The 12,392-nt window shown below is 51.3% G+C and carries 16 protein-coding genes; 1 reads left to right on the plus strand and 15 read right to left on the minus strand.

Going from position 1 to position 12,392, the window contains the following annotated elements:
* The first annotated feature begins 196 nt into the window (after window positions 1–196).
* Window positions 197–1,918, plus strand: coding sequence for a SulP family inorganic anion transporter (locus tag OGY83_RS01335; protein WP_286635075.1), 1,722 nt, complete (start codon window positions 197–199; stop codon window positions 1,916–1,918).
* 219 nt (window positions 1,919–2,137) lie between these two features.
* On the opposite strand, the gene OGY83_RS01340 is transcribed toward OGY83_RS01335, so the two are convergent.
* The 15 genes from OGY83_RS01340 to OGY83_RS01410 form a co-directional block, all read right to left on the minus strand.
* Window positions 2,138–3,799: a fatty acid--CoA ligase gene (locus OGY83_RS01340; RefSeq protein ID WP_286634990.1), complete on the minus strand. Its 1,662-nt coding sequence runs from the start codon at window positions 3,797–3,799 to the stop codon at window positions 2,138–2,140.
* Window positions 3,800–3,881: 82 nt separating this feature from the next.
* Window positions 3,882–4,076 (minus strand): hypothetical protein, encoded by a 195-nt coding sequence (locus OGY83_RS01345; protein ID WP_123268534.1) that lies wholly within the window; start codon window positions 4,074–4,076, stop codon window positions 3,882–3,884.
* Between the two features lie 317 nt (window positions 4,077–4,393).
* Entirely contained in the window at window positions 4,394–5,929 is a 1,536-nt protein-coding gene (locus OGY83_RS01350; protein WP_286634991.1) for an EAL domain-containing protein, read from the minus strand.
* A 70-nt stretch (window positions 5,930–5,999) separates the two neighbouring features.
* Window positions 6,000–6,845 (minus strand): DUF4942 domain-containing protein, encoded by an 846-nt coding sequence (locus OGY83_RS01355; protein WP_286634993.1) that lies wholly within the window; start codon window positions 6,843–6,845, stop codon window positions 6,000–6,002.
* Between the two features lie 84 nt (window positions 6,846–6,929).
* A complete protein-coding gene (locus tag OGY83_RS01360; RefSeq protein ID WP_000839282.1) occupies window positions 6,930–7,127 on the minus strand; it encodes a DUF957 domain-containing protein in 198 nt (65 codons plus the stop codon).
* An 11-nt stretch (window positions 7,128–7,138) separates the two neighbouring features.
* Complete coding sequence (locus tag OGY83_RS01365; protein WP_286634995.1) at window positions 7,139–7,630, minus strand: DUF5983 family protein; 492 nt, start codon at window positions 7,628–7,630, stop codon at window positions 7,139–7,141.
* Window positions 7,627–8,001, minus strand: coding sequence for a TA system toxin CbtA family protein (locus OGY83_RS01370; RefSeq protein ID WP_286634997.1), 375 nt, complete (start codon window positions 7,999–8,001; stop codon window positions 7,627–7,629). Before OGY83_RS01370 ends, OGY83_RS01365 begins: the two co-directional genes overlap by 4 nt.
* Before the next feature lie 89 nt (window positions 8,002–8,090).
* The gene (locus OGY83_RS01375; RefSeq protein WP_061356704.1) at window positions 8,091–8,459 is read right to left on the minus strand and encodes a type IV toxin-antitoxin system YeeU family antitoxin; all 369 of its coding nucleotides are present in this window, start codon (window positions 8,457–8,459) and stop codon (window positions 8,091–8,093) included.
* A gap of 49 nt (window positions 8,460–8,508) precedes the next feature.
* Complete coding sequence (locus tag OGY83_RS01380) at window positions 8,509–9,150, minus strand: DUF8835 domain-containing pootine (protein WP_286634998.1); 642 nt, start codon at window positions 9,148–9,150, stop codon at window positions 8,509–8,511.
* A gap of 18 nt (window positions 9,151–9,168) precedes the next feature.
* Complete coding sequence (locus OGY83_RS01385; RefSeq protein WP_000692303.1) at window positions 9,169–9,390, minus strand: DUF987 domain-containing protein; 222 nt, start codon at window positions 9,388–9,390, stop codon at window positions 9,169–9,171.
* Window positions 9,391–9,458: 68 nt separating this feature from the next.
* Complete coding sequence (locus OGY83_RS01390; RefSeq protein ID WP_286635000.1) at window positions 9,459–9,935, minus strand: JAB domain-containing protein; 477 nt, start codon at window positions 9,933–9,935, stop codon at window positions 9,459–9,461.
* Between the two features lie 14 nt (window positions 9,936–9,949).
* Window positions 9,950–10,435, minus strand: a complete 486-nt coding sequence (locus OGY83_RS01395) for an antirestriction protein (protein WP_286635002.1) — start codon at window positions 10,433–10,435, stop codon at window positions 9,950–9,952.
* A 91-nt stretch (window positions 10,436–10,526) separates the two neighbouring features.
* A complete protein-coding gene (locus OGY83_RS01400) occupies window positions 10,527–11,345 on the minus strand; it encodes a DUF932 domain-containing protein (protein ID WP_286635003.1) in 819 nt (272 codons plus the stop codon).
* An 89-nt stretch (window positions 11,346–11,434) separates the two neighbouring features.
* Window positions 11,435–11,668 carry a DUF905 family protein gene (locus OGY83_RS01405; protein WP_001278282.1) on the minus strand — a complete coding sequence of 78 codons (234 nt, stop codon included), beginning with the start codon at window positions 11,666–11,668 and terminating at the stop codon, window positions 11,435–11,437.
* A gap of 5 nt (window positions 11,669–11,673) precedes the next feature.
* On the minus strand, window positions 11,674–12,351 hold the full coding sequence (locus OGY83_RS01410; RefSeq protein WP_187205745.1) for a hypothetical protein: 678 nt from the start codon (window positions 12,349–12,351) through the stop codon (window positions 11,674–11,676).
* Between the last annotated feature and the right edge of the window lie 41 nt (window positions 12,352–12,392).

The raw sequence follows: 12,392 nt of genomic DNA on the forward strand, positions 1-12,392 counted from the left end.
GCGCATCAGGCACATCACGACATCGCACCATCGGGTGCAAAGCCATATCCTGAACCTCCATAACACAAGCCATCCTGCGGCATACGCGGTAAACCCCCAATATGAATTTTCTGTATTACCTCCCGAAAATATCAGGATCTCCTGCGACAGTTACGTGTACCTTTATCTATTAGTAAGGGGCTATCCGGAGAATAAAGTGTTCGGAAAAATGGTATTAAACTACATGCCGGGACTGAAAAATTTATTAGCGTACAATAAAAGCTGGCTAAAACATGATGTTAAAGCCGGGTTATCCGTTGCTGCCGTAGCACTACCGGTTGCGATTGCTTACGCTGAGTTGGCGGGAGTTGGGGCTATCGTCGGGTTATATTCCTGCGTTTTGCCAATGCTAGCTTATGCGCTGTTTGGTTCTTCCCGCCAATTGATTGTTGGCCCTGATGCCACGACCTGCGCGGTGATTGCGGCCGTTGTGGTTCCTCTTTCTGCCGGAAACCCAGAACTTCACTGGCAGTTAACAATCGTCATGACCGTGATGATGGGGGGATGGTGCCTGCTTGCCAGTAAATTTCGCCTGGGCGCGCTTGCTGACCTGCTTTCGCATCCCATTCTAACGGGTTTGCTTAACGGCGTTGCCGTGACGATTATTGTCGGGCAACTCGGTAAAGTGTTGGGGATTACGCTTGATGAAGAGCAAGTGATTGAGAAGATCATAGCCCTGCCAGGCCGACTCTCAGAAATTCATTTATTAACCTTAGGGATCTCCATCCTAACGTTAGCGATTTTAATTGCTATCAAAATGTTTCGTAGTCAATGGCCAGCACCGTTGATTGCTATTGTGATAACAACGGCACTGGTATGGCTCACATCTGCGCAGCAGTATGGGATTGCTACTATTGGGGGATCGGGCTTCCAGCCTGGTTTGCCTGTCGTTCACTGGGGATCGTTTCAGCCTGGTCTGGCGCGTGATTTATTGATCCCTGCGCTGAACCTGGCATTAGTCAGTTTTGTTAGCCTGATGCTAACCGCTCGCAGTTTTGCCGCGAAAAATGGATACGAAATAAATGCTGATGCTGAGTTCAGGGCTTTAGGGGTCGCGAATCTGATGTCTGGCTTATCTCAGGGGTTTGCGATTAGCGGAGCCGATTCCCGGACTGCGGTAAATGATTCCTCTGGAGGAAAAAGCCAGCTGGTTTCCGTTGTTGCAGCCTTAATCATCGGAATCGTCGTAGTATTTTTCACGCAGCCATTACCATTTATTCCGGTATCTGCATTAGGTATTGTTCTAATTTATGCATCGTGGTCATTGATTGATTTACGCGGGCTCTGGAATCTGAGACGAAGAAATAAATCCGCATTTCGCCTGGCATTCTTCACCTTTGGTTGTGTTCTGATTATTGGTGTTATTCAGGGGATTGGCCTTGCGGTATTGCTGGGTCTGTTGCAGTTCCTGCGCACAGTTTTTCGTCCTACTGAACACTTATTGGGAATTGACGAAAATGGGATGATTCACTCATTAGGTAATTCAACTGATGTGAAAATGATCCCTGGCGTGTTGATGTACCGATTTAACTCACCGCTGACCTATTTTAATGTGGCCTATTTTAAGCGCCGTGTTTTAAATTTGGTCGATGGTGCAGTACTACAACCTAAATGGGTGGTCATTGACGCCGTTTCTTGCTTTACCTATTCAGATATCAGCGTTCTGGCAACCATTAATGAGTTAAAACGGGACCTGAAGGGGCGGCAGATTAAGCTAATTCTTGCGGGCCGGAAAACGGAGTTAACACGCTGGTTTAAGGAGAGTCGACCGACAATGAAAGACGACGACATGATTCTGGCACCAGACCTTTATTTGGCGCTCCGGTTCATTCAAAGCAAAGAAAGCATGAGTGAGGATGAATCTGGCGTTGTTGAATAAAGCAGATTTAGGTAAGTGATCAGGCTGGATGGAAGGGTTGGGGGCGGATTTTTCGTCCAGCAGGACCTGACATCGAACGGAACCCCATGTTACTAAAAGGGGGATCAGCATCCGCGCGGGGACGGTGTGTTCCCCGGCAGAGCATTGATATTGGCAAGCTACCTGAAATATAAGCAGTGTGACTGTTGTTAACCTTACGCAGTGAATGCGACAAATCGCTTAAATGCTATCCTTCCCATTGCTGGCTTCAAGCTCTCGAATCAGGCGCTTGTTGATCTTGCCGACGCTGGTTTTGGGAATATCTGGGACTATCCTTATCTGTCGTGGGATCGCCCATTTAGTGATGTGGCCGCGGTCGACGAATCCTTGTAGATGTGCCGCTATGGCCTGCGGCTCCAGGTCTTCCCCTTCCTTACAAACTACCAGAGCCAGGGGGCGTTCGCCCCACTGTTCATCAGGTATCCCAACGACGGCTACCGACCTGACCGCTGCGTGTGAGCTGATGAGGCTCTCCAGCTCCAGCGTGCTTATCCACTCACCGCCTGTCTTGATTACGTCTTTGATGCGATCCTTGATTTCTACTATCCCATGGGGATCGATAGAGGCTATATCGCCGGTGTGCAGCCAACTGCCATTCCATAGCTCAGCCCCTTTTTCGGGTTCCTTCAGGTAGCCCTGAGTCAACCAAGGGGCTCGCACCACTATTTCGCCCAGGGTTTCTCCGTCGTGCACCACCTCCCGACCTTCGCTATTGACGATACGCAGATCTACCAACGGGACAGGCAGGCCGGTCCGAATCCGCAGGGGTAACTGCTCATCCATGGGAAGGGCCAGCTCGGCATCGCTTAAGTGGGTCATACAGAGCAGGGGACAGGTCTCAGACATGCCATAGCCGGCGTGAATGCGTATGCCCCTATGGTGGGCCTGTGTCGCCAGTCCAAGGGACAGTGAACTGCCACCCAGCAACATCTTCCATCCCGATAGATCGGTCTGTGTGGCTTCGTCACACTCAAGGATCATCTGCAAAATTGTTGGCACACAATGTGAGAAGGTCACACCCTCATCGTGATACAACCGCACAAGCTTGTTGGGTTCGTAACGACCGGGGTATACCTGCTTCACACCCAGCATTGTTGCGACATAGGGAGCGCCCCAGGCATGCACGTGGAACATAGGGGTGATCGGCATGTAGACATCGTTTGATCGTAGCAGCGACTGTCCCTCGTGGGCTGCCAGGAGGCCCAGCTCATTGAGCGTGTGCAGGACCAGCTGGCGATGGCTGAAGTAGACACCCTTGGGATTCCCCGTGGTTCCTGTGGTGTAGAACAAGGTAGCTATCGAGTTTTCATCGAAGTCGGGGAAGTCAAAGCGATCCCCCGCTGAGGCCAGCAGGGTCTCATATTCCCCTTGCACCGGCAGGTTGGTCGCCTTCGATTCTTCGTCGCTAAGCTGGATGTATCCCCGGACAGTGGTCAGCGTCTCTGCCAGTGACTCGACAACCGGCAAGAAGTCGTCGTGCACCAGCACCAGGTTGTCCTCGGCATGATTCATGGTGTAAGCGATTTGGTCCGCCGAGAAGCGGACGTTCACCGTGTGTAGCACGGCGCCAATCATGGGCACCGCGAAGAAGCACTCGAGGGCGCGATGGCTGTCCCAATCTAGCAGGGCGACGGTGTCCCCAGGCATGACACCGGCCGCTGTCAGCATGTTTGCCAGGCGATGGATGCGCTGTTTGAGGGTACGATAGTCGTAACGCAGTTTATCGGCGTAGACGATTTCTCGCTCGGGATGAGAACGCCCACCCGACAGCAGTAGGCTCTTGATCAGCAATGGATAGGCATGGGCTCCCTGTGCTGACTGTATGATTCTTGTTTTCACCATCCAGATTCCTCGTTGACTCACTATTTGCTCGGTATGATGGCAATTGTAGATGAAGGTTGGCTTTTGCTCCCTGGCGTTTGCTTCAGATGTCGAGGCGGCGCACCAACTCCAGCCCCTGGGGATGAATGTGCGTACCCTGTAACGCCATCTGGAAGAGGGCGGTGCAACCTGGCGCTCCCGCAACAGTATTGTGCCCAAGGTTGTTCAGATATGGCCTACGGTTAAGCACGCCAGAAAAAGAGGTGTACCTGATACCGCTATTTTTTTGCAGTACCATCGTGGTGCCAGTGAAAGGTTTAAGTGTCGTGATGAGGTAGGGTTGGAGTCGCTGTGGACAGAACGATCAGAAATCTGGCGGACCCCAGAAAGCAAAAAACCAGCCCTAAGGCTGGTTTTTCTAAATAGTGGTGCCCGGACTCGGAATCGAAGATTGCTTCTATCATGTTGATATTGGTTAATTTTGTTTGGTTTGGTTAAAAATGTACCCTCTTTTGTACCCTCAGTCCCTTTTGCTGTGAAAAAGGAATCAAACCCGGGAGTTGGGAGATGAGGTGAAAGGGGGGGGACGCATATCCTGGTCCATTTCAGTATGTGTTATCTCTGGTTTTTGCCGTTTCCGCTGTTGTATACCCACTCAGCAATAAACTGTTCAGCGGGTAGTGGAGGTGCATAGCGGTATCCCTGCAGATAGCAGCTTCCTTTCTCTGTCATGAACAATTCCTGTGATTCGGTTTCAATGCCTTCGGCAATGATATCAATACCTAACCGGCGAGCCAGCTCAATAACATTTTCTACTATATGCCCGGAGATTTCATCCACGCCGACCATTTGTACAAACCCTTTATCGAGTTTGATGTAATCGACAGGAAACGACTGCAGGTAGCTGTGGGTTGCATAGCCAGTACCAAAATCATCCAGTGCAAACAATACTCCCTGTTGATGTAATTTCGCAAATAACGCTTTTGATTCTGCTGTGACGGATAGCTGGTTTCGTTCTGTCAGTTCCAGAACCAGTTTCACTTTCCCTTTCGGGAAGGTGGATAGAAACTTCATACAGCTATCCTCCAGTCCCGGAGACAGAAAATGCGCTGGTGAAATATTGATCCCAATATGAAATTGATTCGGTAAAAAATGCGCAACAGAATTAAGGCTATGTTCGACCTGAGACATCAACTGTTGCGTTATCGGGGCAATTAATCCGGTGGACTCTGCCAGCGGGATAAACTGATCTGGTGGGATAATTCCGCTGACGGGGTGATGCCAGCGAATCAGTACTTCGCAGCCGGTTAGCTGGTGATTTTTAGCGGAAATGATGGGCTGAAAATAAGGTCTGAACTCTCCGTGAGCAAGTGCATTTTTCAGCATATCGAGCGGGGAAGATGGACGACGGCGGGACAGCAGAAAGGCTGTGAGTATTCCACCGAAGATGGCAACAGGAAACATATACCAGGCCTGTCTCCAGGCGTAGATAAGTTGCATTTTCACCGGGATGGTATAAATCAGGGAGAACGGATATTTTTTTGAATGACTTTCTTTTTGTATGCCGCTGTCGTCCGGGAGCAGAGTAACATTTTTTCCGCTGGCTGACAGGACCGTGTTTCCCAAACGGAATCGTATTGCAGGAACCGCATGAACCACAGAGATGATGTCCTGAATAAAATAATAATCCGTGGCGGTAATGACCGTGCCGTTTTTGTAAGGTGTTCTTAACAGGATCCAGGGCAGAGTACCTGTATCTTCAGGAAAACGAATCAGCATATCGTGCCGCCACTGTTCCTTTTCAGCAACTGGACCGACAGGCAAACCGGGGTGGGTGCTACAAAATACAGCCTCTTGTCTTGCCAGGCTCAGTGCACGAAGTTGTGGGCGTTTCAGCAGCAGATTGCTTAATTCATGCTGAGTATCTGCGTTACAGTTATTCAGAAGCAAATGTTCTGCTTCCTGGCTGATGCTGTTGTTCTGATTGAGAATGTTTTCTATATAGCCAAGTGCGAAATTAACTCTGATCTGGCTGTCATTCACCAGCTCTGCTTTTTTCCAGAAAAATGTCAGCAGAACAATGAACAGGAATACCAGGCCACCTGCCACCATAGCTGGAGTATGTTTTTTTACAAATAATCTGGAAAACATGTTTTTTTGCTCTGAATGACGCCAGATTTATCAGAATGTTTTTGTGTATGTACTGAGTCTGTGCTTTGGGTTAAACGGGCGATAAGGTTTCCGGATAGTATTTCGCAATAATGTCATTCAGTCTGTCAACCAGCTCTGGTTTCCTGAACGTGATGTGCGCGGAGCCCTTCTTAAAGTATCTGATGCTGAACATCTCATCTTCATAGTCCTCTTTACCCTGAACAGACTGGATGTGGTCATCCAGATGAATGGTTATGTTTTCCCGGTTGTCGGGAATCGGTTTGCCGCTGAACAAATACAGCATTCTTTCCAGGTCGGCAAGTCGATCTGCCTGTTGCCCGGTGATAAGATGAAATCCCCACCGGTCCCATCTCACCAGATTGTTGACGATAATTTTACTGCCAAATTTACAGGGGCAATTAGTTTTGTAATTCCAGTTCAGTCCCCTGAAGACGTTGATCACCCCTCGCTCAAACACTTCATCTTTGTTCTGGTGCAGTTGTTCAAATGTGCTCAGAATGTTCGCTTCACTGATTTCCGGAAAATTATCATATTCCAGTGATTGGTACCATGTATCACGGGCCTGTGCATCCATTAAGGAAAGCATCCCTGAACGTTGCATCAGGTCACGCCAGATTTCTCGATCGAGATTGCGGGGGATGGCTTTCATTGCTGCTTCCGGTTTTTCCATCAGCCAGCAGCCACAGCGAAAATTCTGTTTCATCGCCCAGTCCAGGGCGGTTTTGCCGCCAATGCCTGCTGTCAGCACTGAGATTTCTGCCAGTTGCCGGATAAGCGTTTCGGTTTGTTGCAGTGCTGCATTCCGTACCGTCACAACGTGTCGGATACTGGTGGAGCAGATAACGTCCGTATGCCCGGTGACCACTTCCGGACGGGAGATTGTGATGTCTGACATTATCGGTTTTCCTTTTGGTTTATAAACGAAAACGCCAGCTGTATTCAGGCTGGCGTCAGAGGAATGAAGTATGGTGAGTGATATTCACCGGTTCTGGTGCAGAAGCTGCAGATGACGCAGGGTACGGACATCCTCCCGGGCCTGTTCGATACAGGGCAACAGTGCTGCTGAATCCGTTTTATCCTCATCGTTGTCAAAGATAATTCCCGATCCGCAGTCGATATTGTCCTGCAGCCACGCAATCAGAATATCCAGCGCTGTTTCCGTGGTTAATGATTTCATGTTGTTCCTGGTTACCAGTCGAAAGTGGGTAAACCCGGCAGGCATTCAGCGCTGGCATCCAGATGAATGAGACTGACGCCATAACGCCGGATGAGTGTGACGACCAGACGACGGAACGTTTTTGACAGCCCCAGGCGTTTAAGCCGCAGAACCGGGTATAACCACGCATCGGTACGTAACAGATATCCGCTACCTGTAAAATGAATCCATTCTGATTCACCGAAGTCACTGGTCTGGTGTGACAGCGAGTGCAACCAGGCGTTGTCCGTTTCCGTGATATGTGCGGTACTGCAGCGTATGCCGGTAAGGGTAGCAAATGGTGGCGTGCATTCTGCTGAGGTCTGGTCAGATTCATCAACAACACGAAGGGAGTAGCCGTTATCGCAGACCATGTTAATCAGTTCAGCGAGCTCAATACCATCGACGTCAACGACAATGCGCCCCATGTTCAGTGCCTGTACGTTAACGCTGTCGGCTTCCAGTGTCAGGGCCAGTTTCATCATTTCGCCTCCGGATACTTACCCAGGGTAATGTTATTTACCGTTCTGTAATTGTCGCGGGTCATCAGGCCGGTCGCCCGGCGAGCCCGGAGGATATCAATACTGTTTATTAACTGAGAGCGGGGACAGGTGCTGAATCCCGGCTGGTCGGTACGTACCAGCGCGTATTTTTCCACGAGAAAATTAACTGCATCACACAGTGAAATGCCTGCCTCAATATGCTGCTCAATCACACGTTCATCGGCAAACGGTGTGTCATTCAGTGTGAGGCCATAATGCTGGTCCAGCAGTCGGATGAGCAGTGTCTGCCAGATGGTGACGGGAGACGGGCAGCGAGATACCTCCCGTACATGTGTGTCGGGTAATGTGTTCATACTGAAGATTTTCCTGATATGCAGAGATGAAAAATGGGAAAGTGGCGTTGTGAAAACACCAGGCCGGAGCAGAAGATTATTCTGATGATTTACTTTTTCGTTTCGGGCGTCGGATAAACAGCCATATAAACGTAGCCACAACTGCCGAGGGTGTCGGCTTCGCAGGTCAGCCCTTTTGCATACAGCGTGACGGTATGCTGATGGCGGGGATTCAGTTCACCGCTGGTGAGCATGAGTTCCAGTTGTTTCATCAGCAGCGGAAAGGCCTGGTCCAGATGGTACGCATCCGCGTCGCTGAACCGGCCTCTGATACCGGCGCGGTCTGCAAGGTAATGCAACCGGTTCCCTTCCTGCACCAGACGTGCCCCGAAACAGGGCGTCACGGTGCAGGGTAGCCCCCACCAGGGGCGGTCGTTGTTGTCGTCGGGATAATTTGTTTCATGGAGCGTGTCTGACACGATAAAGTCCTCACAGAAAATCGGTGAATGATAGTTTAACGATGACGGGTCAGCCGGCGCGCAGACCGGCTTCGGTAAAGGTGTATTCGTTGATGAGCAGGGCCTCATCCACAGCGGCGTCTGAGGTCAGCCAGTCGTACTCGTTTTCCAGCTGGCGGTACAGCCAGAAGGCCAGGTCGCGCAGGGCTTCGCTGACTGCGGCTTCCGCATCGGTTGTCATAGCCTGACCAGTCGGACTGTTCCGGGTGACGGTGATATCCATGCTGTACGGATGGCAGTAACGTCCCCGGTGACTGATTTCAGCCTGCAACTGCCAGAAGTTACGTTTCTGCACCGCCTGCAGGGCATCCGCGATACGATGAAGCTCACGGTCCTGCGGGGCATATTCCCTGATTTTCCGGGGTGCCGTTGGCTGCCAGTGCCAGCGCCCTTCAAAACAGGCTCCGTCCCCCTGGCTGCAGAATCCGCTGAACCAGATGCACGGCTCTTCCATAAACCTGCCGTTGCTGAGCCGGAAAACGCGCTGGCGGAGGTCAATCCCGAAAATGTCACAGACCTCCCTGAGGTCCTCATACACGTTTTCATACCAGTTGCTGTCAGCATGATGCTGACGGTACCAGTCGCGGGCTTTTTCCCGTGCCGGGCAGGAAAGTTCATCCAGCGTATACTCGGTGGTGATAATTCTGCTCATCAGAATCCCCCTCCTGATTCAGTTCAGTGTGACGCTCATCAGCCGGACATACGGGCCAAAACTGTCCTTACGGCGTTCAGCAAACACGGCCAGCACACCGGGAATATCCTGCACTTCACGACCGGTATACGTCTCAGCACTGCCGTGCCAGCGGTACTTACCGGTGCAGAACGGAAAAAGACGGGATGCCGGATGCTGTTGGTGAATACGCATGGCTTCACCACGGGTGATGATTTTCATGATGTGATACCTCTGAAGACAGAAGATAAAAGTGAAAACAGGTATGATGTGGTTGTGACGGTGACGGGTTAAAGCAGACCGTGTTCGGCAAAGGAGAAAACCTGGCTGCCACCGACTATCAGATGGTCCGGCACCCGGATATCCACCAGGCCCAGTGCCTGTACCAGACGTTCCGTAATAAGCCGGTCTGCCTTACTGGGTGTGACTTCACCGGACGGGTGATTGTGTGCCAGCACCACGGCAGCGGCATTGTGGTACAGGGCACGTTTAATCACTTCCCGGGGATGGACTTCCGTGCGGTTGATGGTGCCGGTGAAGAGGGTTTCACTGGCAATCAGCTGATTCTGGTTATTCAGATACAGCACCCGGAATTCTTCACGCTCCAGTCCCGCCATGTTCAGAATCAGCCATTCCCGTGCTGCACGGGTGGAGGTGAAGGCCACGCCGGGTTCATGAAGATGGCGGTCCAGGGTTTTCAGGGCCTGCTGAATGAGGCTGCGCTCGCCGGGCGTCATCTCTCCGGGCAGAAAGGAAAGTTGTTGCATTGTACTTCTCCTGCTCAGTCGATGATGCGCATAATGGCGCTGCATTCCGGATGCTGCAGGGCGTAATCCCGCAGCCGGTAATAATGGACCGTCATGGCATAACACTCCGTACGACAGGCATGATGGCTGTACGTCATCAGACAGGCGGCAATACCGGCAGCTTCCGGGCTCATTTCAGCGCGGTTACCGTTCATGGCATTGAACAGTACCCATTTTTCGTCATCATCGTCATCCGGTTCGGGTGCCATAAATGCCCCGCCGTTGTTCAGGGTGTACAGATTCCAGATACCACCGCAGTAGTCTTCACACAGACGGTCCATCCAGCCGAAGACACGGGGCTCCAGGGTCACCCACTGTGGAATGAGGCCAAAGTGCTGCGGCCAGAAGCTGATGCGCTGTTCATCAGGGACGGGAGTGGCAACCAGTTGAGACTGGTTATTCCCTGATGCAGTTGTTACGGAAACAGAAGGTGTGGTGGAATTATGCGAAGAGGTTGTCATGAGATTATTCCTTATAAAAAGCAAATGAATGGAAGAATGCCTGGGGACTGGTACAGACGTGAGTCAGGGCTGCACTTTCAGGGAAACAGCATCAGCGCATGCTCTCCAGCAGCGTTTCCGCCATCACCCACAATGCGCGATTGAGCTTGATGTCGGTGTCGATACTGTGAATGGCACGGGTATGGATACGTTTTCCTTTTGCACTACGGCCGGAAATCCCGCCTTTCAGCATATTCTCCTGGATGGTCTGATATGCGCTCCACAGGTCCTTACAGTAATCCTCTCGGCGTCGTGGTGTCAGAATGTCGGCAGTGGTGACGGGTTGATGTTCATCACCATAACGGTAAGTCAGCGCTGCCTGTGCCAGTGCCTGACGTGCCGGTGGCGGCAGAACCAGCGACTGCATGGCATCACGCTTTTCCTCAATCCGGTCAAAAACGCCCACCACCTCGTAAGCCCCTTCGATAACTTTCTCCACTACATTTCCCCGATGTGGCACCCGGACTTCTCCCAGCGATTGACCGCAGACCAGGCCATTGGTGCAGATGGCACGAAAATATCCGGGTAACATCTGGTAGCTGGATGAACCGTCATGGGAGTTGAGCAGAATAATTTCAGGCACATGCTGGCCGGTTATCTGTCCGCTCTGCCGCAGACGCAGCATGTGTTTGGTATATTCCCGACGGCTCTGGTCGCGCACACGGCTCTGGCAGGCGAAGAACGGCTGAAAGCCTTCCCGCTGCAGATTTTCCAGGACGGTGATGGTGGGAATGTACGCATACCGTTCACTGCGGGAGGTGTGCCGGTCTTCTGCAAAAATACTCGGGACGTGGTACATCAGTTCTTCGCGTGTCAGTGGGCACTCCCGACGGATCTGATTTACATGACCAAAACGACTGGCTAATTGCATACTTTGCTCCTTATGAATGAGTTAGCGGTATAAACGAAAAGGCCGCGTCTCCCGGAGAAGACGCGGCCTGATGGATGAAATGAAGACGTTTATTGCCTGAGAATTCCCTCACTGGCGAGATACGGATTTAGCTGTTTTCCGGCATCAGGTTCAAAATTCCAGCACCGCCAGCGTAGCTGCCCTTCAGCATTGCGAATAACCAGCCGGAAATGCGTTCCCTGGTCATCTTCAATAAGCACATTGCGGTAAGCTGTTGTGACAGCCATCGCCTGTTCGCGTGAGAAAGGGCCTTCGGGCAATAAAACAGGGTGACAGTCCGACATATCGGCTATTTTCCGATAAATTCAACGCTGGCTCCGGTGGCATTACCGTCAGCACCAACCGTGACGATCACTTTGTCGTACGCACGGTCTTCAGGATTGAACACTTCAAACTCAACCTTATTGCCTTTTACTTCGTAAGAGCCAAAATCAGCGGTTTCTGTTGTTTCCTCGTCGTATTTACGGGCGTATGCCTGTCGGGCAGCCTGCAGTACGGAGCCTTTATTAATAGTGGTCGTCTGTTTCGGGGAAAAACCGGCAAGTGATGTGACAAATTTCGGACAGACCTTCAGCATATCACCGCGGGTGAATTCCATTCGTACACCAAATGCCTGTAAAACGGACACATCACGCTCTGCTATGGAGTGAACGGCTTTTTTGACCATTTCCGGCGCCTGTCCGACTTCCACCTCAACAGCCCTGAATCCTGTCTGCTGATTACACATTTGTGATGTGGGGATCAGGTTACCGTTAATACTGATACGGCTGCCCAGGAGCGTCTGTACGCCATTCGGGCATCCCTGCATCAGGCCGGTAATACCAATCGTGCCATTTTTCAGCATTACCAGCGCCAGACCATCTTCCGTCATGGTCTGACACCAGCCGTTTTTGACAGCCCAGTTGCCGGCGGAGGCGGAGAATGATGCCACAGTGAACAGGAGGGGAAAAAGAATTCTGGTATTCATGACTGACCTCTGAAATTAAAGAGTGCGTTATTGATAATGAC

Origin of the sequence: Citrobacter sp. Cpo090, assembly GCF_030332665.1 — a bacterium.
Taxonomy (GTDB): Bacteria; Pseudomonadota; Gammaproteobacteria; order Enterobacterales; family Enterobacteriaceae; genus Citrobacter; species Citrobacter portucalensis.